This window comes from Chryseobacterium sp. A321, from assembly GCF_054489265.1.
This window is the reverse complement of sequence record NZ_JBTMWZ010000001.1, coordinates 1,630,845-1,652,486: the sequence shown is the minus strand read 5'-3', so window position 1 is coordinate 1,652,486 and position 21,642 is coordinate 1,630,845. Positions and strand designations below refer to the sequence as shown.

At 39.7% G+C, this 21,642-nt stretch carries 19 protein-coding genes; 7 read left to right on the top strand and 12 right to left on the bottom strand.

Annotated elements, in window-relative coordinates:
- The first annotated feature begins 69 nt into the window (after positions 1–69).
- Positions 70–1,443 (top strand): MATE family efflux transporter, encoded by a 1,374-nt coding sequence (locus ACX3PZ_RS07765; protein WP_459112421.1) that lies wholly within the window; start codon positions 70–72, stop codon positions 1,441–1,443.
- Positions 1,444–1,540: 97 nt separating this feature from the next.
- The gene (locus ACX3PZ_RS07760) at positions 1,541–3,058 is read left to right on the top strand and encodes a GNAT family N-acetyltransferase (protein WP_459112420.1); all 1,518 of its coding nucleotides are present in this window, start codon (positions 1,541–1,543) and stop codon (positions 3,056–3,058) included.
- Between the two features lie 39 nt (positions 3,059–3,097).
- Here ACX3PZ_RS07760 and kdsA read toward each other — a convergent pair whose 3' ends face one another.
- The 5 genes from kdsA to ACX3PZ_RS07735 form a co-directional block, all read right to left on the bottom strand.
- A complete protein-coding gene (gene kdsA, locus ACX3PZ_RS07755) occupies positions 3,098–3,907 on the bottom strand; it encodes a 3-deoxy-8-phosphooctulonate synthase (protein ID WP_459112419.1) in 810 nt (269 codons plus the stop codon).
- Positions 3,908–3,941: 34 nt separating this feature from the next.
- Entirely contained in the window at positions 3,942–4,490 is a 549-nt protein-coding gene (locus tag ACX3PZ_RS07750; RefSeq protein WP_459112418.1) for a DUF1697 domain-containing protein, read from the bottom strand.
- Between the two features lie 149 nt (positions 4,491–4,639).
- The gene (locus tag ACX3PZ_RS07745; RefSeq protein ID WP_459112417.1) at positions 4,640–5,437 is read right to left on the bottom strand and encodes a GLPGLI family protein; all 798 of its coding nucleotides are present in this window, start codon (positions 5,435–5,437) and stop codon (positions 4,640–4,642) included.
- A gap of 660 nt (positions 5,438–6,097) precedes the next feature.
- Positions 6,098–6,676: an ATP-binding cassette domain-containing protein gene (locus ACX3PZ_RS07740; protein ID WP_459112416.1), complete on the bottom strand. Its 579-nt coding sequence runs from the start codon at positions 6,674–6,676 to the stop codon at positions 6,098–6,100.
- A 401-nt stretch (positions 6,677–7,077) separates the two neighbouring features.
- The gene (locus ACX3PZ_RS07735; protein WP_459112415.1) at positions 7,078–10,560 is read right to left on the bottom strand and encodes a glycosyltransferase family 117 protein; all 3,483 of its coding nucleotides are present in this window, start codon (positions 10,558–10,560) and stop codon (positions 7,078–7,080) included.
- Positions 10,561–10,773: 213 nt separating this feature from the next.
- Between ACX3PZ_RS07735 and ACX3PZ_RS07730 the strand changes: the two genes are divergently transcribed.
- From ACX3PZ_RS07730 to rnk, 3 genes are all read left to right on the top strand, one after another.
- A complete protein-coding gene (locus ACX3PZ_RS07730) occupies positions 10,774–11,811 on the top strand; it encodes a PLP-dependent cysteine synthase family protein (RefSeq protein ID WP_459112414.1) in 1,038 nt (345 codons plus the stop codon).
- 98 nt (positions 11,812–11,909) lie between these two features.
- Complete coding sequence (locus tag ACX3PZ_RS07725; protein ID WP_459112413.1) at positions 11,910–13,166, top strand: aminotransferase class I/II-fold pyridoxal phosphate-dependent enzyme; 1,257 nt, start codon at positions 11,910–11,912, stop codon at positions 13,164–13,166.
- Between the two features lie 95 nt (positions 13,167–13,261).
- Positions 13,262–13,672: a nucleoside diphosphate kinase regulator gene (rnk, locus tag ACX3PZ_RS07720; RefSeq protein ID WP_459083895.1), complete on the top strand. Its 411-nt coding sequence runs from the start codon at positions 13,262–13,264 to the stop codon at positions 13,670–13,672.
- Between the two features lie 89 nt (positions 13,673–13,761).
- Here the strand turns inward: rnk and ACX3PZ_RS07715 are convergent, their stop codons facing one another.
- Both ACX3PZ_RS07715 and atpD read right to left on the bottom strand, forming a co-directional pair.
- Positions 13,762–14,043, bottom strand: a complete 282-nt coding sequence (locus tag ACX3PZ_RS07715; protein WP_459083893.1) for a FoF1 ATP synthase subunit delta/epsilon — start codon at positions 14,041–14,043, stop codon at positions 13,762–13,764.
- A 50-nt stretch (positions 14,044–14,093) separates the two neighbouring features.
- Positions 14,094–15,599: a F0F1 ATP synthase subunit beta gene (atpD, locus tag ACX3PZ_RS07710; protein ID WP_459083892.1), complete on the bottom strand. Its 1,506-nt coding sequence runs from the start codon at positions 15,597–15,599 to the stop codon at positions 14,094–14,096.
- Between the two features lie 216 nt (positions 15,600–15,815).
- On the opposite strand from atpD, the gene ACX3PZ_RS07705 reads away from it, so the two are divergent.
- Positions 15,816–16,739 carry a bifunctional riboflavin kinase/FAD synthetase gene (locus tag ACX3PZ_RS07705; protein WP_459112412.1) on the top strand — a complete coding sequence of 308 codons (924 nt, stop codon included), beginning with the start codon at positions 15,816–15,818 and terminating at the stop codon, positions 16,737–16,739.
- Positions 16,740–16,884: 145 nt separating this feature from the next.
- Here ACX3PZ_RS07705 and ACX3PZ_RS07700 read toward each other — a convergent pair whose 3' ends face one another.
- Entirely contained in the window at positions 16,885–17,238 is a 354-nt protein-coding gene (locus tag ACX3PZ_RS07700; RefSeq protein WP_459083890.1) for an MmcQ/YjbR family DNA-binding protein, read from the bottom strand.
- Between the two features lie 89 nt (positions 17,239–17,327).
- Here ACX3PZ_RS07700 and ACX3PZ_RS07695 point away from each other — a divergent pair, with 89 nt between their 5' ends.
- Positions 17,328–17,978: an NAD(P)H-binding protein gene (locus tag ACX3PZ_RS07695; RefSeq protein WP_459112411.1), complete on the top strand. Its 651-nt coding sequence runs from the start codon at positions 17,328–17,330 to the stop codon at positions 17,976–17,978.
- Positions 17,979–18,031: 53 nt separating this feature from the next.
- Here ACX3PZ_RS07695 and ACX3PZ_RS07690 read toward each other — a convergent pair whose 3' ends face one another.
- Genes ACX3PZ_RS07690 through ACX3PZ_RS07675 form a run of 4 tightly spaced genes read right to left on the bottom strand, consistent with a single transcriptional unit; the run spans position 18,032 to position 21,408 of the window.
- Complete coding sequence (locus ACX3PZ_RS07690; protein WP_459083888.1) at positions 18,032–18,604, bottom strand: glutathione peroxidase; 573 nt, start codon at positions 18,602–18,604, stop codon at positions 18,032–18,034.
- A gap of 39 nt (positions 18,605–18,643) precedes the next feature.
- On the bottom strand, positions 18,644–19,315 hold the full coding sequence (locus tag ACX3PZ_RS07685) for a LolA-like protein (RefSeq protein ID WP_459112410.1): 672 nt from the start codon (positions 19,313–19,315) through the stop codon (positions 18,644–18,646).
- A gap of 33 nt (positions 19,316–19,348) precedes the next feature.
- Positions 19,349–20,098 carry a 3-deoxy-manno-octulosonate cytidylyltransferase gene (gene kdsB / locus ACX3PZ_RS07680; RefSeq protein WP_459112409.1) on the bottom strand — a complete coding sequence of 250 codons (750 nt, stop codon included), beginning with the start codon at positions 20,096–20,098 and terminating at the stop codon, positions 19,349–19,351.
- 56 nt (positions 20,099–20,154) lie between these two features.
- Positions 20,155–21,408 carry a pyridoxal phosphate-dependent aminotransferase gene (locus ACX3PZ_RS07675; RefSeq protein ID WP_459112408.1) on the bottom strand — a complete coding sequence of 418 codons (1,254 nt, stop codon included), beginning with the start codon at positions 21,406–21,408 and terminating at the stop codon, positions 20,155–20,157.
- Between the last annotated feature and the right edge of the window lie 234 nt (positions 21,409–21,642).

Below are 21,642 nucleotides of genomic sequence, written 5' to 3'. Positions count from 1 at the left end.
TTTGGAGAGAAACAAATTCCGAATAAGAACTAAAATTAACGTACTGAAGTACTAAGAGAATCCTTATTTTTGCAAAAAAAAATCCACATGGCTTTTTTAAATCGAAATTACACCAAAGAAACCCTTACCCTTGCCCTTCCGGTCATGGTTACTCAATTAGGTCAAGTATCGGTCCAGTTATTTGACAATATCATTGTGGGGAAATTACTAGGTGCAAATGCCCTAGCCTCCGTATCCCTTGGGAATGCCCTATTTATTTCGATTTTCATTTTTGGTCTTGGAATTTCCTTTGCCATTCCTCCCCTTGTCTCTCAGGCGCATAGCCGAGGAAGACACGAGCGGATTAATTCTGTTTTTCGCCATGGGTTTGTTTTAAATATGCTCGTAGGTCTTGCGCTAATGATTTTACTTTTAGCCTTTACGCCTCTTCTCCATCATATGAACCAACCGCCGGAAATTATTCCGGACACCATTTCTTTTCTTTCGGTGATGGCCTTTAGTATCCTTCCTTTTATGGCCTTTCAAACCCTTCGTGAAGTTTCAGAAGGGCTCGGATACACCATTGGGGTCACCAAGGCCACGATCATTGCGAATGTGATCAACATTGCTTTGAACTATGTCTTTATCAAGGGAATGTTTTTCTTCCCTGAGATGGGCGTAAAAGGCTCAGCACTAGCCACGCTAATTGCAAGGATTTTCATGATGGTGTTCTTATATTATGTTCTCTTAAAACATTCTACCACCAAACGCTATATCAAGGATTTTAGAATTAAGTTAAGTGAACTTAAAACCACGATGTTTCAAAAAATGCTTAAAATCGGTCTTCCGACCGCTTTTCAAATGTTTTTCGAAATCACCGCCTTTGCGGGTGCTGCGTTTATTTGCGGGCTGGTGAGTGCAAAAGACATTGCTTCCCACCAAATTGCCTTAAGCATGGCTTCCTTTACCTTCAACCTTTGTATTGGGTTTTCGGTCGCCTCTACAGTCCTCGTAGGACGTAAGTTTGGGGAGAGAAAATTTGTAGAGCTACGCGCCGTAGGAATCAACAATCTCAAACTCTCTTTCCTTTTCATGCTCCTTTGTGGACTTTTCTTTGTGGTTGGACGAGACATCCTGCCTACCTTTTTCACAAAGAAGGAAGATGTCGAAGTTATCCAACTTGCCTCTAAGCTAATGATAATTGCGGCTCTCTTCCAACTCTCCGATGGAGTTCAAGTCACGGCACTTGGTATTTTAAGAGGGATACAGGATGTGAAAATCCCAAGCTATCTTACCTTCTTCGCTTACTGGATTCTTACCATTCCCCTGGGATACTTTTTATGTGTGACTCTTAACATGGGCGCATGGGGTATGTGGATCGCTCTTGGGTTTGGTCTCACCGTCTCGGCCGTTCTCTTAGTGTACCGATTCTTAAAGCTCTCGCAAAATAGGATTTCTCACTAAGCCCTACTTTTCTAAAGAATGGGTCTTAATTTCCACTTCGCTTGTTCGTAGAGAATAGGCGGCATATTTTTTGTAAATTTCAGCCAAATAATTCACCATGCAAGTTGACATTCGAAGATTAAATGTAGACGATTACGATAGTTTAATAGAGGTAATGAAAAAGTCCTATCCTGAAATGCGGGACGATGTTTGGGACAAGCGAAACATTCAAAAATTAACCTCCATCTTTCCTGACGGTCAGCTCTGCGTGACGGTCAATGGTAAAGTAGCTGCCGCCAGCCTTTCGATTATTGTGCAATACGAGCTCTATGGCGATGACCATACCTATGCGGAAATCACAGGCAACTCTACCTTCAACACGCATTACAATTCAGGAAATGTCCTGTATGGAATTGAAATGTTTGTGGATCCCGAGTACCGATCCTTGCGACTCGGAAGAAGGTTATACGATGCTAGAAAAGAACTGTGTGAAAATTTAAACTTAAAATCCATCGTCATTGGAGGAAGAATTCCGAACTACCATGAGCACATGAAGGAGCTCACTCCAAGACAGTACATACAAAAGGTTCGTAAGAAAGAAATCTACGATCCTGTTCTTACCTTTCAGCTCTCCAATAGTTTTCAGCCGATCCGCATTCTTAAGAATTACTTGCCTGGAGACAGTTCCTCGCAAGACAATGCAGTCCTATTAGAATGGAGCAATATCTATTACAGCAAAAGGCCGAACACCATGCAAGACAGCGTGGTTCGACTGGGCCTTGTCCAGTGGCAAATGCGCCATTTCCCTACCATTGAAGCGTTCTACGAACAAGTGGAATTCTTTGTTAATGTCATGGGCGATTACAAATCGGATTTCGTGCTGTTTCCTGAACTTTTCAACACCCCTCTGCTCGCTCCTTTCAACCATCTCTCAGAAAGGGAAAGTATGCTTGAACTCGCCAAACTAACCGAGCAAATCAAAAAAAAGATCTCCGAGTTTGCCATTAGCTACAACGTAAATATTATTGCGGGGAGTATGCCCCTAGAAGAAAACGGAGAAATCTACAATGTATCCTACCTTCTTCATCGCGATGGAAAAGTGGACGAATACAGAAAGATCCACATTACACCGAACGAAAAGAAATGTTACGGAATGAAAGGCGGAAACGAAATTAAAGTCTTTGACACGGATTGTGGAAAGGTGGGACTTGCCCTATGTTACGACGTCGAGTTCCCAGAGCTTCCAAGGCTTTTGGCTGACATGGGAATGAAAATACTGTTTGTTCCTTACCTTACAGACACGCAAAATGCCTACACACGCGTAAGACACTGCGCTGCGGCTAGAGCGATTGAAAACGAATGCTACGTGGCTATTGCTGGTTGTGTTGGGAATTTACCGAAGGTCAACAATATGGATATTCAGTATGGGAAAGCAGCCGTCTTTACCCCTTCTGATTTCCAGTTCCCTTCTAACGCTCTTAAAGGAGAAGCCACCGCCAATACAGAAATGACCCTGATTGTAGATGTGGATCTAAATCTTCTAAAAGAACTGCATCATAACGGCGCAGTGCGCACTTTAAGCGATCGCAGAAACGATCTTTACCACGTGAATCTACTTAAAAATCCAGAGTCTTAAAAAGAACTCTGGATTTAATTTTAGTTATTAAAAATCGGTTTATAGGATCGCTTCTCTCACTCTTGTTAGTTTTTCCAAAAGACTATCTAGCAAATCGAGTTGAAGCATGTTGGCACCATCTGATTTGGCGACACTTGGATTTTTATGTGTTTCAATAAAGATTCCGTCTGCTCCTACAGCGATTCCTGCTTTCGAAATGGTTTCAATAAGTTCTGGACGTCCTCCCGTTACCCCTGAACTTTGGTTTGGCTGTTGAAGAGAATGGGTCACATCTAAAATTACAGGTGCATAATTTTGCATCACTGGAATTCCACGGAAATCCACCACCAAGTCTGAATACCCAAACGAGTTCCCTCTTTCAATGATGGCCATTTTCTCGCTTCCTGAGTCTTTTACTTTGTCCACAGCGAACTTCATGCTTTCTGGAGATAAGAATTGTCCTTTTTTTAGTGTAACACATTTCCCTGTTTTAGCGGCTGCTACAACAAGATCTGTTTGCCTTACAAGGAACGCCGGAATTTGAAGAACATCCACATACTGAGCGGCTAGATTTGCATGTTCAATCTCATGAATATCTGTGGTGGTAGGAATCTGAAAATGATCTCCTACCTTTTTGATGATCTCAAGTGCCTTCTCATCTCCTATTCCTGTAAAGGAATCAATACGGCTACGGTTTGCCTTCTTGAAACTTCCTTTAAAAATATAAGGGATTTTGTACTTATCGCTAAGGTCTATAATCTTCTCTGCGATCTCAAAAGCCATGTCTTCTCCTTCAATGGCACAAGGGCCTGCGATGAGAAAAAAGTTCTTTGAATCCTTATGCTTAATGTTCTCTAAAAATTGAATCATAGATCTTTGTATTTCATTTTTGGGAGCTCTATACTTAGGACTCCATTTGACTTAGTTGCTTATATATTTTCTCTAGCGTATTTCTATTTCTTGTGGTGAGAAGAGTCTTTATCGATCGTCTCGCAAACTTCTTAGACACGCCCGAGTCTCCCGTTGAATTCTTCGGAACCTGCCAGTACAATTGACCTTTTGAAACTGCAAGAGTTTCCCCTTCTAATAAAGCTTCTTCTTTCACCTGTTCTAGAAGCCATTCTCCCTCTTTTTCACTTAAAACCAAATAAGTATGAACACTCTCTTTCGCTTCTAGCAGATCGTTTTGAAGCAGCTGCGCAATTTCCACTTTAGTGTAAAGAAACACCTTCGAGAGAAAATCAAAATTTTCTAGAAGTCGGTTTTCTATGAATGCCTTTAGCTCCCCTTTAGGCAGCGAACTTAAAAATAGTACATTGCCTGAGGCTAAAACGGTTTTTACATTAAATAGCTCTTTTCCTTCTAGTGCATGAACCAAGGATTGCATTTTAATTCGTGAGCCGTTTACATTAATGGCTCGAAGAAAAGCGCAGTATTTTATAAGAGGCTTCATCCCAGTTTATAGAATACAAAAATAGGGCTAATTTTGGAAACCTGCCTAGGCATTGGAAATTAAAAAGTTCTGACATTTTAGAAAAAAGTGAAGCATCCTCTAAATCGCTTTAGAGGATGCTTTTAATTATCGATATGCTGCAAGTTCTTCTATTTTGTTGAAGAAAGTTCGATTGTATTATTAAATTTGGCTCTTCTGTTTTTTAGCGATTCAACTAAGTTTCTCATTTCATCGGCAGGAATATTTAAATTGGAATAGCCCGGCATCTGAAATAATGCCGTTTCAGGACTTTCAATGAACTTTTTCTTTAACTCAAGATACTTGGTATAATCCACTTTAATCGTTTTTATCCCCAGCTTTTCGAAAGATTTAAAATCATACAGTTTATCTAGCTTTAGAATTTGAAACAACTCAAAACTGTAATCTTCTTCGCTATCAAAAATCCTAAGAATTAAACCAGGAAGTCCTTTAAATTTATAAGGACCTTCAGGAACCTGGATGTCAGAGGTGAACCACGCAGTCCATGCTCTTCCTCCAAATTCAGCATACGCCTTTTGCGCATGGTAATTACCGATCTGTTTCGTTCGTGAGGTAATATGCCATTTTATTTTTCGAGGATCTTCAACCTGTACCATTGAGAATCCAATCGTTTCATTAAAAAATAGTTTATTTTCTTTTGAATCAAAAGAGATTATGTAATCTAGTTTAGGTTCAGGAACATTTTTTTTATAAAGCGAGGAACTAACCGTCCTTATTGAATCTAACTTAGCAAGTGATTCACTATAAAACATCGATTTATGATCTAGTATATCTAAATTAAAAACTTCTTGTTGAACGAAATCTCTATTCGTAGAATCAATTTTGAAATTGAGAACATATTTATATCTGTTTTGTGCAAAACCAAAAACGAAAAAAAACAAACATCCTAAAAGTAGTATTTTTCTCATAATAATCTATAATTTTTTTTATAAATAAATAGTGCCAAAGCACCTATATATATGAAGGGGACGATATAAATAAAATGTATATCAGTGGATCTAAATATGTCAATTAAACTCTTTTGAGGCAAATAATCGGAAAAAAGTAGGTTGTTATTTTTGAGAAATAAGACCAAGAAATCCTCAAAAAAGAAATAGAAAATAATCGCAAAAAATGCCCAAAAACTTGTGGTAAAGGAATTGATTAGGAACGATAAACTACAGAGTAACAAATTGAAAACAAAAAGGTATATCGCATTTTTTATATCTAATGAACTGAGCGAAAAACCCTCTATATAAACCCAGTTAAGAATGAAATAAATGAAAAGCGATACAATAGTAAGCACGCTTGTCAGAAAGAAAATAATATAAAAGCTATATCTAAAAAAAGAAGCCGTCCTCACATTTATTTTTAAAAACCGAAAATAATTATTTCTGAAAAGCGTATTAAAATAAAATAGAAAAAAAGACAACGCTGGAATCGTCACAAAACCGGCCCCGAAAAAATGGTTGTTTAAATTTGCGCTATGGCTTGTCTCTAAATAGAGAACATAAAGCAGTCCTATTAGGAGTGTAGCGATTAAAAGGGATAAAATGTTTTTTATCGAAGTAAAAAATTGGGTTGCGATTTTATACATTTCGAGCTAATTTTTTATTTTCAAATGTATATTTTATAGTGCTAAAATCATTGACAAATTCTTTATCATGAGATATTACTATGAAAATTTGACTGCTCTCTTTTATATAGTTTGATAAAAACAGAATTGATTCTCTATCAAGGCTTTCTGTGGGTTCATCGAGCAAAAACATTTCTTTACTTTTTAAGGACAATGTAAAAATCAGTTCTGCCTTAATTTGATTCCCTTGAGATAAGTTTTTGATTTTTTTATTTTTGAATTTATCGAAGTTGAGTCCTTCAACGAGCCTTCCATATTTCTCGAAATTAATTTCTTTATCAAATAATCTTACTTCTTTTTCTAAGGTAGATTCCAAATTTAAATTCGAATCTTTTCCAAAATAACCATAGTTTTTTGGGTTCTCGATCTCGATTTTAGATTTATTTTTTCCAACAATTAAATTAAAAAGAGTGGATTTACCAATACCGTTTTTTCCTTCAATGGCAATCTTATCATTATTACGAATCTCTAAATCGAGATTTTCAATAATTGAGTTTTTACCATATTTAAATTTGCTTACTTTAATCTTCATTTCTATATCATTAAAATGCAGAAAATGGACTTAACCATTTTCTACATTATAAAAATTTATGGTGCAGCTTCTTCTTATAACAAAGAGTCAATACAATCAATTCCACACTCGGCATAACAACCAATTACTCCAAAATTAGTAGGCTTATCTGTGCATTTATTTGTTTTTGAACAAGTTGTAAGGCAGTTAGCTGTCAAAAATTTTGCCTTTATTCTTGCAAAATCTTTAAAACTGAAATAGATTGAATGAAATTCCGATGTCTAATATAGTAAAAAAATCTATGAAATTCGATTTTGCTACTAAAATTTTCAAAACTTGATCACTAATGCATAAAATCAAGCCAATTGATGAAATAGATACGTAGCGAAATGAATTTAGATTCATTTGATGGAATTTACAAATTACTGAGTAACCTGCATTAGCTGAGTCTCAATCTGCTTAAGTCTTTCTGGACCAAAGGTTGAATCGTATGGCTTAAAGGCTTCAAACAAATAATGATAAAAAGGAATAATATTCTGAAGTTTATCGGCTTCACTGTACGCTTTTTGTTTGCCCATTGCTTCTAAATCTTTCATTAGAGTGGAATAGCGCTTGTCAATCGGCGTAAGACCTTTTACAAGATAGTCGTAGGCTTTTTTGCTCTCACCTCTTGCTTCGTATCCTTCGCTAACAGCACTTATCACCATTGAGTATTCTAGTGGCTTGGTCCGAAGGGCGCGCCCAGCAAAGCGCTGCTCCTCTTTAGAAAGACTTGTATAGTAATCATATTCGTCGAAGATCCCTTTGATTAAGTCCTCAGCTAAGGCAAGTCCTTTTTGGTCTTGTCCGGCAAGAATATATCCGTACACAAGTGTACTTAAAGAGCGCGGATCGTTGTATTTTTTAACGGGAATTTCCTTAGAAGCTAAATCAAGAAGTTCAACTGCTTTGGCTTTTTGTCCTGATTTCACAAGCGCCTCTGAGGCGCGAGCTACAGAGTTTCTGTATCCGATAATATTCTGCGTACAGGTTTCATCAAAATGCACAGAAAGATCCTTGAAGTTGCCCCAACGGTAATTCTTCACAATGGAATACAGGGACTCTCCATCTACTCTACCCATTTCACCCGTTCCACTTGCAGGCGTATGAATAGGAACTAATCGATAAGAGAATCCATCGTACTGTAAATATTCATTTAAATAGAAAATATTCTCATTGTCATAAACGCCACCCGTAGAGAAACTGATGGGTCTCTTCCAATCAAAGTTCGCTAGGATATCGAGGAGCATCAAATTGTTTTTAAACAAATTGGTTCGCGTATAATCAATTGTAATCTCACTTACAATTTTATCCTGATCTTGAGGTTTTACAATTCCGCTTTTCAGCACATTTTGCTTGTTCACAGGAATCACCAATTTCGAAACGGGAAGGATATTGAACCGCTCGTATTTGCTATCTCCAAAAAGAAGTTTGAGGATTGCATCCTTACCTGGAGATTTTTGTTTGAAGAACGCAAGCGCTTCTTTAATCGGCATGGAATCCATGTCCTTGAATTTCTGAAACTCTTGCATCTCTGCGCTTGAAAGTCCTCTGGCGCCTGGATCATTAAGTAATTCTTGCCACATCTCTTTTTGCATGACATAAATCTGATCGTTTACTCCTTCTCTGTACTCGGCATGAGTCAGAGTGGAAGGAATCGGCATCGAGTTATAAGTTCTTCTTTTGACCTGATCAATGTTCCATGGTGTTGAGAGAAGCGTGAAATTAACCACTTTTACGTCATCTCTAAAGCGTTCTGTTTCTTGGATTGCCCAAACCGGATACGTATCGTTGTCTCCATAAACAAACAGGATTCCATTCTCAGGTAAGCTTTTAAGGGTGGAATAGGCAAAGTCATATGCCGTCGAACGACCGCTTCGGTCGTGAGATGCATAATTCTGGAAGCCCATCATGGCAGGAACTCCTAAAAGTACCACGCCTCCTACAAGTAGTGCCGCTTTGGATTTCACTTTCTTTTGCAATTCAAATAGGATCGCACCTGCCCCTAGCCCTATCCACAGAGCAAAGGCATAGAAAGAACCAACCATCGCGTAGTCTCTTTCTCTCGGTTCAAAAGGCTTCACACCCGTATAAAAGATAATTCCCACACTAGTTAACACGAACAGGGCTAGAATCGCATAAAAACGGCCAAAATCCTTATTTAATTGAAAGTACATTCCTAGAAGTCCGAGAAGAAGTGGAAGGAAAAAGAAGGCCACTGTACTTTCGTTTTTGTATTTTGCAGGAACCTTATCCTGGCTTCCCCAAAGGGCATTATCGATAAAGGAAATACCGGAGATCCAGTTTCCTCGGTTGTTCTCCATATGCCCTTCAAGGTCGTTCTGACGACCTACAAAATTCCACATGAGGTAACGAACAAAATAGTATCCATTTTGAAATGTAATAAAATAATCAAGGTTTTGATCAAACGAAGGTCTTTGTACATTGATTAGATTATAAGGCTTAATTTGAAGGTAGTCGTCTACCGTGATTTCGCCACTTTCATACTTGGCTCTTAACTCATCAAAAATCTGATGGGCTTCTTGAGAGTCGGCATAATCTGGATTATCGAAATTAAAGGTAAAGTCAGGCGCGCCGTACATAGAGATATAATTGGCCATGACATCCTTATCGTCGTTAAACATACGAGGCATTAGGGAAATATGCTCAGGGGAATACACGTAATTGAAACGCTCTCCTACTTTTCTATAAGAATTCGTCGATTCATCTTTCTCGTAGACGTCTCCCGTTTTGTTTTGTTTGTAAGACCCATCCTCATTTTTGGCCATGCCATCAAAATCAAGAGCCTGCGTATAGTTTTGTCCTTTGAATATAGGCCAATCTCCATACTGCACTCGGTTGTAATAATCGAGCATTCCAATAGCGTTGTCTGGATTGTTTAGGTTCATGGGTGGATTCGCATTCGCACGGATTGGAATCACAAGCCAGCATGAAAAACCAATGATCATGAACACTACAGAAAGTGCAGAGGTTTGAACCAGGGAGGATTTTTTTCTCGCAAACTTTAAGACAAAATAGCCTCCTCCGAGCAAAAGCAAAAACGCAATCAGTGTACCGGAGTGAAAAGGAAGTCCAAGACCGTTCACTGTGAAGATTTCAATTTTTCCGAAAAGACTCATCACCGCAGGGAAAATCAGCTTAAACACGAAAATAAGCACCCCTAGAGTGATTAAATTGGCGTAGAGAAAACTCTTCCAGCTGAACTCATAGTTTCTCGTATAGTAAATAAGGCAGACGGCAGGAATCACGAGCATGGCCATCATATGCACACCCACGGACAGCCCAACGGTAAAGGCAATTAAAATGAGCCATCGCTCATTTCCTTTCTCGCCATACTGAGACTCCCACTTGGTGATCAACCATAAAATCAGGGCTAAAAACAGAGAAGCCATCGAATAAACCTCTCCTTCGACCGCTGAAAACCAAAACGTATCGGAAAAAGCAAAAGCTAAAGAGCCTACAAGTCCAGAGAAAAGGATGGTGATTTGCTGATTGAGTGAAAGAGTGGCGTTCTCTTTGCTTATAATTCGACTGAGCAAATGAGTCACAGTCCAGAAAAGGAAAAGAATGGTAAGGGCTGAGAAAAGAGCAGACATCGCATTAATAACGAGAGAATAATTGGCTCCATCCCCTAAGGCGAACATCGCGAAGACCGCTCCTACCAATTGAAAGAGTGCAGCTCCCGGTGCGTGGGTTACTTCTAGTTTCACAGCGGAAGAAATGTATTCTCCTGTGTCCCAAAAGCTAAACTTTCTCTCCATTGTAAGAAAGTAAGTAAGTAAAGATACCCCAAATACACCCCATCCTAAGACCGTATTCCAAGTCTTAAACGTCCAGTTTTTCATTCTTATATATTAATGATGCGAAAATAGGATTTTTTATCTTAAAAGCGTGAGTTCTTGCTCCCTAAATTTATGTCTATAAGCGATTCTTAAGACTTCTATTCTCTCGTATACATCCTGTCAAGTGCATAGGTTTGCTTGGGAAAAGAAAGGACAACGTTCCCCTAAATCAATAATTTTTCGTATTTTTGCCCATGCTTTTTAGCACCATTTAAAATGACAAAAGTTTACAATAACATTCTGGAGCTGATTGGGAAAACACCCTTGGTGAAACTTAATCATGTGACTGAAAACACGCAGGCTACTGTCTATGCAAAGATTGAAGCTTTCAATCCGGGACATAGTGCAAAAGACCGCATTGCGCTTCATATCATTGAGAACGCAGAAAAGAAAGGACTTCTAAAAGAAGGATCTATTATTGTGGAAACGACCTCCGGAAACACGGGATTTTCCGTAGCCATGGTAAGTGTCGTGAAAGGATACAAGTGTATTCTTGCCGTGAGTGACAAAACCAAACCTGAAAAAATCGCATTTCTTAAGTCCCTAGGGGCCGAAGTACACATTTGCCCTGCAAATGTCGCTCCTGAGGATCCAAGATCGTATTATGAAGTGGCCAAACGCATTGCGAAAGCCACTCCGAATTCTGTATACATAAATCAGTATTTTAACGAACTCAACACAGAGGCACATTACCTCACTACCGGTCCTGAAATTTGGGAACAAACCCAAGGAAAGATCACGCATCTTTTTGCTTGTACTGGAACAGGAGGCACCTTAACGGGTACGGGAAAATATTTGAAAGAACAAAATCCAAACATCAAGGTAATTGGTGTGGATGCTGTAGGCTCTATTTTAAAAGGCTATTTTGATACAGGGAAAATAAACCCTGAAGAGATTGGTCCCTATCAAATTGAAGGTATGGGAAAAAATTTAATTCCCGGCGCTCTCCTTTTTGATCAAATTGATTCCTATGTTCGCGTCAACGATGAGGACTCTGCGTACCGCACGCGAGAGATTGCTCTGCGTGAAGGCATTATGGGAGGCTATACCACGGGAGCCGTAACGCAAGGCTTTTTGCAGTATTGTGAGGAGAATGATTTACGCTCTACGGATCTTGCCGTACTAATCTTTCCAGACCACGGTTCTCGCTACATGACCAAAGTTTATAGCGACGAGTGGATGCTTGAGCAAGGCTTTCAAACTACGCTTGAGACCAGTGCCGATTCTCCCCTTGCACCGGAATGTGCAGACTAAGAGAAAAACGGGGTTAACTCTCAGGTCTTTGCCCTAGCAAAAGACCAAAAAATATGTAAATTTTCAGTAACTTTGAAACTTAATAAATTACTCAATTAATGGTAGATATATTTGATCGCATCGAGCAGAATCCTGGACCTCTAGGACAATTTGCAGATTATGCAGAAGGATACTTTATTTTCCCAAGACTAGAAGGGCCGATTGGACCTAGAATGAAATTTCAAGGACGGGAAGTTATTTTTTGGTCGGCGAACGACTATTTAGGACTTTGTAACCATCCCGAAGTTTTGGAGGCAGATGCAAAAGCAGCTGCACAATACGGAATGTTTTACCCAATGGGCGCTAGAGCCATGTCTGGGGAAACAGATCAACACTTAGAATTAGAAAGAGAACTTGCTTCTTTCATTAAGAAGGAATCCGCTTACTTATTAAACTTCGGATACCAAGGAATGGTTTCCACCATTGATGCTCTTTTATCAAGACACGATGTTGTCGTATACGACGCTGATTCTCATGCCTGCATCGTAGACGGTGTGAGACTTCACATGGGGAAAAGTTTTACCTTTAAGCATAACGAGATGGCAAGCTTAGAGAAAAACCTAGCCAGAGCTACGAAAGTGGCCGAAGAGCAAGGCGGTGGAGTTCTTGTCATTACGGAAGGTGTTTTTGGAATGAGAGGACAGCAAGGAAAACTAAAAGAAATATGCGCTCTAAAAGAAAAGTTCAGCTTTAGACTCTTGGTTGACGATGCTCACGGGTTCGGAACCTTAGGGGCTACCGGAGCGGGAGCGGGCGAAGAACAGGGATGTCAAGATCAAATTGATGTGTACTTCTCTACCTTTGCTAAGTCAATGGCAGGATTCGGCGCTTTTATTGGAGGGAATAAAGAAATCATCCGTTACCTTAAATTCAACCTTAGATCTCAAATCTTTGCAAAATCCCTAACCATGCCTATGGTTATTGGTGGACTTAAGCGTTTAGAACTTTTGAGAACGAGACCGGAAATTAAAGCGAAATTATGGGAAAACGTAATCAAACTTCAAACGGGTCTTAAAGAAAGAGGATTCAATATTGGAGAAACCAACACTTGCGTAACTCCCGTAATGATGCAAGGTTCCACAGTAGAGGCTACTCTACTAGTGAAAGACTTAAGAGAAAATTTCGGAATTTTCACTTCCGTAGTAATCTACCCTGTAATTCCAAAAGGAATGATTCTTTTAAGATTAATTCCAACTGCATCTCATACAGATGCTGAAATCAATGAAACACTTGCTGCATTTGAAGCCATCCATAGCAAACTAACCGACGGATACTACAAACAAAAAGCAGAATTAATAGAGAAACAAAACTTATAGTTTTAAACCTTGTAAACTTTTTTAAAGTACTATACAAAACCGTTTGAAACTATTCAAACGGTTTTTTTACGTCTATAAACCAAAACCAACTTAATATGAACAATCTAATTGTAAACAAAAACGACTATGCAAAGATTTTCCAATGCATCAGTTCTGCAAAACAAGACGGCAGCATAAAACCAGCGGAAGCAGAACAACTATCCAAGGAACTAAAATCTGCAAAACTTGTAGATCCCAAGGATGTTCCATCGGATGTGATCACGATGAACTCCGTAGTGAAATTCCATTTTGCAAATGCGAAAACACAAAACGAAATCAAACTCGTCTATCCAAGTCAAGCCAATATAAAAGAAAAGAAAATTTCTATTTTCTCAGCTGTAGCCATCGCACTGATCGGATACAAAGTAGGCGATGAAATCGATTGGCAGCTTCCTTCAGGATCCACTAAGATTATCATTGATCAAATTATTTACCAACCGGAAGCGGAGGGTGATTACGAAGCGTAAACTTCGAGTTAGAAAATCACCTAGCTTTCACATAGCAAAAGACCCCTACAATAAGTAGAGGTCTTTTTTGTGTTTATACTCTTTTAAGCTTAGTCAGCTAGAATAATTCCTTTTTCATGATTGAATTCCACGACACCGCTCTTGATCTCGTAAGAGAAGACAGAGTCTTTCTCATTCTCTTTCGTGAAATATTTAGCAAACTCATCGCTAATTTCATTCGTATAAAGTTTGATCTTACCAAACCCTAAAGAAGAAACGATGGCTGCGTGATTCTTCATGATATGAAACTCACCTGCTTTTCCAGGAAGTAAAACGGATTTCACTTCTCCTTCAAATACAACGAACTCTGGAGTTAAAATTTTAATATTCATACGTTTTTGCTTTGGGCTTTAAGCTTTAGGCATAAAGCGCTTTTAACTTCTTACGCTTCTGCAAGCATTTTCTGACCTGCTTCGATCGCTTCCTCGATGGTTCCTTTAAGGTTAAAGGCCGCTTCTGGATATTGATCTAACTCTCCATCAATAATCATATTGAATCCTTTGATGGTGTCTTTGATGTCTACAAGGGCTCCTTTAAGACCTGTAAACTGTTCTGCTACGTGGAAAGGTTGAGATAAGAATCTCTGAACTTTTCTTGCACGGTTTACAGAAAGTTTATCTTCTTCTGAAAGTTCTTCCATCCCAAGAATTGCAATAATATCTTGAAGTGCTTTGTATTTCTGTAGAATTTCTTTTACTCTTTGTGCACAATCGTAATGCTCAGCTCCTAAGATCTCAGGAGTTAAGATTCTTGAGGTAGAAGCAAGTGGATCAACCGCTGGATAAATACCAAGGGAAGCAATTTTTCTATCAAGTACGGTGGTTGCATCAAGGTGGGCAAACGTTGTTGCCGGAGCCGGGTCGGTAAGGTCATCCGCAGGTACGTAAACCGCCTGTACAGAAGTAATCGATCCGTTTTTAGTAGAAGTAATTCTCTCTTGCATCGCACCCATTTCAGATGCTAAGGTCGGTTGGTATCCTACCGCAGACGGCATACGTCCTAGAAGGGCAGAAACTTCGGAACCTGCTTGAGTGAATCGGAAAATGTTGTCTACGAAGAAAAGTACGTCTCTTCCTTGACCTTCTCCATCTCCATCTCTAAAGTACTCAGCAATGGTAAGACCCGAAAGCGCTACACGAGCTCTTGCTCCTGGAGGTTCGTTCATCTGACCAAAAACGAAAGTACATTTTGAATCTTTCATTTCTTCCAGATTCGCTTTGGATAGATCCCATCCGCCTTCTTCCATAGAATGCATGAAATCGTCTCCGTATTTTATAATGCCTGATTCTAACATCTCTCTAAGCAAGTCGTTCCCTTCACGGGTTCTTTCTCCTACTCCAGCAAAAACGGAAAGTCCTCCGTGTCCTTTTGCGATGTTATTAATTAATTCCTGAATTAGTACGGTTTTCCCTACTCCAGCACCACCAAAGAGTCCAATTTTACCCCCCTTTGCATAAGGCTCTACAAGGTCAATTACTTTAATCCCTGTAAATAGTACTTCTGCAGAAGTGGTTAATTGGTCAAATTTAGGAGCTTCTCGGTGAATTGGAAGTCCGCCTTCTTTTGAAAGGGAAGGAAGTCCATCAATGGCGTTACCCACCACGTTGAAAAGTCGACCGTATACCCCTTCGCCTGTCGGCATGGTAATTTGATTTCCTAGGGCGATCACTTCCTGTCCTCTTTGAAGACCGTCCGTAGCATCCATTGCGATGCATCGTACAGAATCTTCACCGATGTGTTGCTCTACCTCTAGAATCAACTTTTCACCGTTTGAATAGGTCACCTCCAGCGCGTCATAAATATTGGGAAGCTCTTGAGCATCTCCAAAAACAACGTCGATTACCGGACCAATAATTTGAGAAATTTTTCCTTTAATTTGGTTTGCCATTGCTAAATTTTTTCTTGAGTGCAAATATAATGATATTTAACAGATTTGCAATTTCAATTTCCAAGATTTTTATCATGATTTTTATCTGCTCCTTCTTTTCTTAAAAAGCAAAAAATCAAAGTACTGACGATTTTGCCTGGGTCTTCCAACGGGTCTCGCGCATTCATGGTTTGAAGCTCATTTCAATTTATTACTTTTGCACCTAAATTAAATCGCTTGGAAGTATACCAAAATATAAAGGAGAATATGAGCAGTGGCCCTGTGGCACTCTCTCTTGGCATGTTTGATGGAGTTCATTTAGGGCATCAGTCCATTATAAAGAAACTTCAAGAACGCGCCGAGTCTCGCCAATTAAGAACTGGTATTCTCACATTTTGGCCGCACCCAAGACTCGTTTTTAATCCCAATGATTCTTTAAAACTGCTTAGCACCTTGGAGGAAAAATGCCATCGATTCGAAACTCTAGGGATTGATTTTCTCCAAATCCAAGACTTTTCTCCGGAATTTAGAAACCTAAGCGGTACCGAATTTGTCGAGGAAATCCTCGTGAAACGGTTAAAAGTGAAACATCTTATCGTCGGATACGACCATGTCTTTGGAAAAAACCGCAGCGGAAATTTTCAACTTCTTGAATCGCTCGCTCCGAAATTAGGTTTTGAAGTCGAACAAATGGAAGCCGTAAACCTTCATTTGGAAACGATTTCTTCGACTAAAATTAGGGAAGCATTAGAAGAAGGAAAAATTGGGCAGGCCAATGCCATGCTAGGGTATGACTACAGTCTCACGGGAACTGTGGTTCATGGAAAAAAACTAGGACGTACCCTTGGCTACCCTACTGCAAACCTCGAGGTGAGTCCCCTAAAACTCCTTCCCCAAAAAGGCGCCTACATTGTCGAGGTTTTCCATAAAGGAATACCGCACAAAGGAATGCTCAGCATCGGAACGAACCCTACGGTTGGAGGAGAGCGTCTCACAGTGGAGGTCAATCTGCTTGACTTTAACCAAGATCTTTACGGACAGCAACTGGAAGTGCATTTTAAAGAATTTCTTCACGAAGAAGTAAAATTTGAAGGCCTTGAGTCACTAGTAGAAAAACTAAAAGAGGACGAACGTAAATCCAGAGATTTTTTCCTGGATTAAAAGGTTTTATTTAATTCCAGTACAACATGCCTTGGTAGCAGCTTTTGCGTATAAAGACTTTCACTTATTTTGGTTAAGGAGTAACGCTGAATCTCGTTTGTATTTAAAAGATTGTTTCCTCTTAAAAACAGATTCAGTTAATCCCTTACCCTTCTAAAATCCCTTCCCTGTCCTTACGGCTTAGCGAATTGAAAATCAACTCATAAGAATGGTCTATTAATTTAAATAACAGGTCGCTTGGGACGCCTTCTGGCTCTACAGAATTCCAATGGGTCTTGTTCATATGGTAGGCCCCCTTAATCTGACTATAAGATTCCCGCAGCTGCTCGCTCCAATCTGGAGCGGTCTTAACCGCAAAGCTTAAAGGAACGGCATCAAGTGAAAGAAGCAAAAACATTTTTGTTCCCACTTTAAAGACTAAAGTGGTTTGATTAAAAGGAAAACTTTCGCTGACTCCCTTTTTTCCGAGACAATACGTGCGAATCTGTTCTGCATCCATAGTGACGTAATTTTGAAATTATAGTTTAAGGGCAGTGGCTCAAAATGTAATTCAAAAGTAGTAAATTCGGTACTTATACCAAGAAAAAAATGAAAGTACTTGTAATCGGCGCCACGGGCGCTACCGGTCAAGATTTAGTGGAGCAGCTACTAAGAGATCCTGATTTTGATTCCGTCCATGTTTTTTCTAGAAGACCTTTAGACTATACGGATCCAAAACTCCATGTAGAGATCGTTGACTTTGAAAAACCACAAGCTTGGAAGTCTCTACTTCAGGGCGAAGTGGCGTTCTCCTGTCTTGGTACTACACTTAAGGCTGCAGGAGGAAAACAGGCGCAGCGTAAGGTCGATTTTGGGTATCAACTCGACTTTGCCAAAGGATGCCGAGAAAACCACGTCCCACACTTTGTTTTAATCTCTTCGTACGGAGCGAATGAAAATTCAAAACTTTTCTATTCAAGAATGAAAGGGGAATTGGAACAGGAAATCCGCTCTTTACACTTTGAAAAACTTACCGTTTTTCAACCGGGCATGCTAGAGCGTAAAAAGAGCGATAGACCCAGTGAAGTTTTGGGTGCCACGGTTCTTAAATTTCTCAATCGATTGCATTTACTGCAAAAGCTAAGACCCTTAAAAACAAGCACCCTTGCACAAGCGATGGTTCATAGCACCAAAATAAAATCCAGTGGAGAATCGGTCATCTCTCTAGGATCCATATTTAGCTTTGCTAAAAAGCCATAAAAAAGCCTTCCATTTTTTGGAAGGCTCTTAGTATAGATAGACAAAGTGCTCTATTATAAGTGCTTCGTAATCGCCTGGTCCGTAGGTTTGGTCGTACTAATATAAGTATCCACTAGTTTTCCATTTTCGTCTAGTAAGAATTTTGTAAAATTCCATAGAATGGTGGTATTCTTTACCCCATTGAGTTCTTTTTCCGTCAGGTATTTAAAGATAGGGGCTGTGTCGTCTCCTTTTACAGAAACCTTGGCAGCCATTGGAAAGGTTACTCCAAAATTCTTTTCGCAAAATGCACCAATTTCTTCGTTCGTTCCGGGCTCTTGAGAACCGAAATTATTTGCTGGAAATCCTACCACCACAAGTTTATCCCCATAGGTTTTGCTTAAGGTTTCTAGATCGGCATACTGAGGCGTAAATCCACACTCAGAGGCCGTATTGACAATCAGAATATTTTTGCCTTTAAAATCGGCAAAATTAATCTCACCTCCGTCAAGGCTCTCTACTTTAAAGTCATATATTGTTTTTCCCATCTGCTCTTTGGTTTTTTCCTTTGATGTTTCGCTTTTCTGGTTCATGCACGACTGCACAATACTCAAGGCGGACAACAATAAAATAAATACTTTTTTCATCGTTTCCTTATTTTTAGGTTTCTACTAATCCGTTTTGAATTAGAATTTAAATGCAGAGGCTGGAATCTCCTTATTCACCTCTATTTTTGTAATGAGCATTACATAATCAGACTGCTCACCTTCGGTTTCACTCGCAATACGATGTGCAAACAGCAAATTGCCTACCTTTTCATAATCCGAATACAAAAGGGTTTCGTCTTTCTTTTCTTCTTTTAAAAGCATGTAGGTTTTCGTATCAAAATAATACACCGTGCGGTTCACATTCTTCAGTAGCTCGACTTTATAACAGTACTTATCCCCTACCTTTTCTTTCCCTAAATACTTGGCTTGAAACCCCTTGTTTTCAAAATCAATAAAATCATTATCAAAACTCTCAGGGCTATAGCTTGGATACTTCTGAAGCTTGTTTGCCGCGTAATTCATCGCATACCCGTCCTTTCCGTCGTACCCTTCAATGGCCATGTTCTTCTTACCAATGGTAATCATGGTTTTGGTTAAATTGGGTCTCTGTTGATAGATCCGAATCGGATACTCATCTTTGATTCCTAAGGTGACTTTTCCAGAAAGAATCACAGAGTTCAATAACTTCCAATTGCGAAGACCTCCGGAGAGCTCAATATTTTTTTCAATAATTTCCTTGCCTGTTTGTGAAAACGCAAATTGTGAGAAACCCACAAAGAGAACAAAGAGTATTTTATAGAGTACTTTCATATTTGATTAATGACCAAAGATAAAATTTTTTATTTAAAACGAGTTGTTTTCCTTCCCAGAACTTAACAGGGCTCTCGCTTTTTCTAAGTCCTCAGGTACGTCTATCCCGACGCCTACAAAATCGGTTTCTACCATCTTTATTTTCATCCCGTGTTCAAGGTACCGAAGACACTCGATTTTTTCTGAAATTTCAAGGGGTTTCTGCTCCAGCGAGGCAAAAGACAGAAGTGCCTCTTTTCGAAAGGCATACACCCCTACGTGCTTGTAATAGTGGACTTTTTCACTTCGTTCCCGCGGAAACGGAAGAACTGAACGACTAAAGTAAAGGGCATACCCTTTCTCATCCGTAATGACCTTGACATGGTTTGGATTTTCAATATCCTCCCACTCTTTCATCTCAATTTTTAGCGAGGCTAAAGAGATTTCTTTATTCGGATCCTGCTCAAAAACAGAAATGAGCTGTTCAAGAGGACCTGCTTTCAAAAAGGGTTCGTCACCCTGCACATTGATCACAATATCACAGTCTAAATCCTTAATAGCTTCTGCAATGCGATCGCTACCGGTTTCATGCTCCCCTGTTAGCACCGCATTTCCTCCGTGGGATACAATTTCCTCATAGATAAGTGGGCTGTCCGTGGCCACATGGACCTGATCAAACAGTCCTGTTTCCACCACGTTTTGATAGGTCGTTAAAATAACGGACCGATCGCCTAGTTTTTCTAAGAGTTTGCCTGGAAAACGGCTCGCCTCATAGCGAGCGGGGATCACTGCAATGGTTTTCATAAATAGAGATTTTAGAATAAGGTGTGCTCTTTACGCACGATCGAATGAATACTCACTTAGTTCAATTTAGAAAGCGCCGCTTCCAATCGAGGAAAGAGCTCCTTAATTTGCTCAAGGCTTAATCCTCCTACCGAGGCTCTAAACCAGGGCATTTCAGGGCTCGCGCCAAAGGCGGAGAAAGGAACCAAGGCTACGCCGGCGTTTTCTATTAGATAGAAAACCAGATCGCTGGAAGATTCAATCAAACTACCATTAGGCTGCTTTTTGCCTAAATAATCAAGCTTCACCGTTAGGTACAAAGCTCCCATCGGCTCGATACTGTCTAACGAAAATCCTTTTTCTTTAAGAGTTTGAATTCCCCCGTGAAGCGTTTTAAGGCTTTCGTTTAATTTGCCCTTGTACTCCTCTACATAGGTATCTACCTTTTCACTTTCTTTTAAAAACTCACCCACCGCCTTCTGTTCAGGTTTAGGAGCCCAAGCTCCTACGTGACCTAAGAGAGCTTTCATTTTGGAAATCACTTCGCTCGGACCAAAGCCCCATCCCACGCGAAGTCCGGTGGCGGCAAAGCATTTGGAACTTCCGTCAATAAAAACAGTGTACGCACGCATTTTTGGATTGAGCGATACGGGATTGAAATGAGTTTTGTCAAACGTAAGAAGGGCATAAATCTGATCGTACAAAAGGTAAAGAGGCTTTTGATCTGAAGTTCTTGATTCATTTTCCTTCACGACCAACTCACAAATTTCTTCCAATTGTGATTTCGAAAACATGGTCCCTGTCGGGTTCAATGGAGAACAAAGCGCTAAAAGTGTAGCGCCCTTTAAATGCGGTTCTAACTCGCTCGCGGTAGGGAGAAAGAAATTTTCTTCTGAGGTTTGAATTTCAATTTTTTCTGCCTGTGAAAGGTAAGAATAATGGTTGTTGTTCCAGGAAGGTACTGGATATACCACCTTATCTCCTGGATCTACTAACGTTTGAAACGCCGCATAAATTAGGGGTCTTGACCCTCCGGCCACTAGAATATCTTCTGGACTGTAGTCTAACCCATAACGAGAATCTAAATCGACAGAAATGGCCTCTCGAAGCTCCTTCACTCCGTTGGCAGGAGGATAGTTTGTCAAATTATGATCGTACGCAATTTCAATCCTTTCTTTTAAAAAGCTAGGAATGGGATACAAATCCGAATTAAGGTCTCCAATCGTTAAATTGGCGATATCGGCCCCTTGGGCTTTCATTTCATTCACTTGATTTCCAATCTTAATGATTTCCGAGCCGATCAAATGGGCGGCGAGTCGAGATACTTTCACTTTTCTATGGGATTTTGTTTTGTACTACTTTCTATCGTTTGCCTAACGCTTTTGCCGAATACACTCGTCCATCTGAAATTCTCAAAAAGGCAAGTGTAAGACATATCCTCTTATAAATCAATCGGTTAATCTACCGATTTCAGGCTTTCAAAAATACAAAAATAATTCTGAACCGAGAGGCCATTCTTATTCTTTACCTCTCAGATTTATCAAAAAAAATACGGTCTTCAGTTA

What these genes read in the sequence shown, in the direction of transcription:
- ACX3PZ_RS07760 (WP_459112420.1), top strand. Translation starts at nt 1,541, where the DNA reads ATGCAAGTTGACATTCGAAGATTAAATGTAGACGATTACGATAGTTTA.
- kdsA (WP_459112419.1), bottom strand. Translation starts at nt 3,907, where the DNA reads ATGATTCAATTTTTAGAGAACATTAAGCATAAGGATTCAAAGAACTTT.
- ACX3PZ_RS07750 (WP_459112418.1), bottom strand. Translation starts at nt 4,490, where the DNA reads ATGAAGCCTCTTATAAAATACTGCGCTTTTCTTCGAGCCATTAATGTA.
- ACX3PZ_RS07745 (WP_459112417.1), bottom strand. Translation starts at nt 5,437, where the DNA reads ATGAGAAAAATACTACTTTTAGGATGTTTGTTTTTTTTCGTTTTTGGT.
- ACX3PZ_RS07740 (WP_459112416.1), bottom strand. Translation starts at nt 6,676, where the DNA reads ATGAAGATTAAAGTAAGCAAATTTAAATATGGTAAAAACTCAATTATT.
- ACX3PZ_RS07735 (WP_459112415.1), bottom strand. Translation starts at nt 10,560, where the DNA reads ATGAAAAACTGGACGTTTAAGACTTGGAATACGGTCTTAGGATGGGGT.
- ACX3PZ_RS07730 (WP_459112414.1), top strand. Translation starts at nt 10,774, where the DNA reads ATGACAAAAGTTTACAATAACATTCTGGAGCTGATTGGGAAAACACCC.
- ACX3PZ_RS07725 (WP_459112413.1), top strand. Translation starts at nt 11,910, where the DNA reads ATGGTAGATATATTTGATCGCATCGAGCAGAATCCTGGACCTCTAGGA.
- rnk (WP_459083895.1), top strand. Translation starts at nt 13,262, where the DNA reads ATGAACAATCTAATTGTAAACAAAAACGACTATGCAAAGATTTTCCAA.
- ACX3PZ_RS07715 (WP_459083893.1), bottom strand. Translation starts at nt 14,043, where the DNA reads ATGAATATTAAAATTTTAACTCCAGAGTTCGTTGTATTTGAAGGAGAA.
- atpD (WP_459083892.1), bottom strand. Translation starts at nt 15,599, where the DNA reads ATGGCAAACCAAATTAAAGGAAAAATTTCTCAAATTATTGGTCCGGTA.
- ACX3PZ_RS07700 (WP_459083890.1), bottom strand. Translation starts at nt 17,238, where the DNA reads ATGGATGCAGAACAGATTCGCACGTATTGTCTCGGAAAAAAGGGAGTC.
- ACX3PZ_RS07695 (WP_459112411.1), top strand. Translation starts at nt 17,328, where the DNA reads ATGAAAGTACTTGTAATCGGCGCCACGGGCGCTACCGGTCAAGATTTA.
- ACX3PZ_RS07690 (WP_459083888.1), bottom strand. Translation starts at nt 18,604, where the DNA reads ATGAAAAAAGTATTTATTTTATTGTTGTCCGCCTTGAGTATTGTGCAG.
- ACX3PZ_RS07685 (WP_459112410.1), bottom strand. Translation starts at nt 19,315, where the DNA reads ATGAAAGTACTCTATAAAATACTCTTTGTTCTCTTTGTGGGTTTCTCA.
- kdsB (WP_459112409.1), bottom strand. Translation starts at nt 20,098, where the DNA reads ATGAAAACCATTGCAGTGATCCCCGCTCGCTATGAGGCGAGCCGTTTT.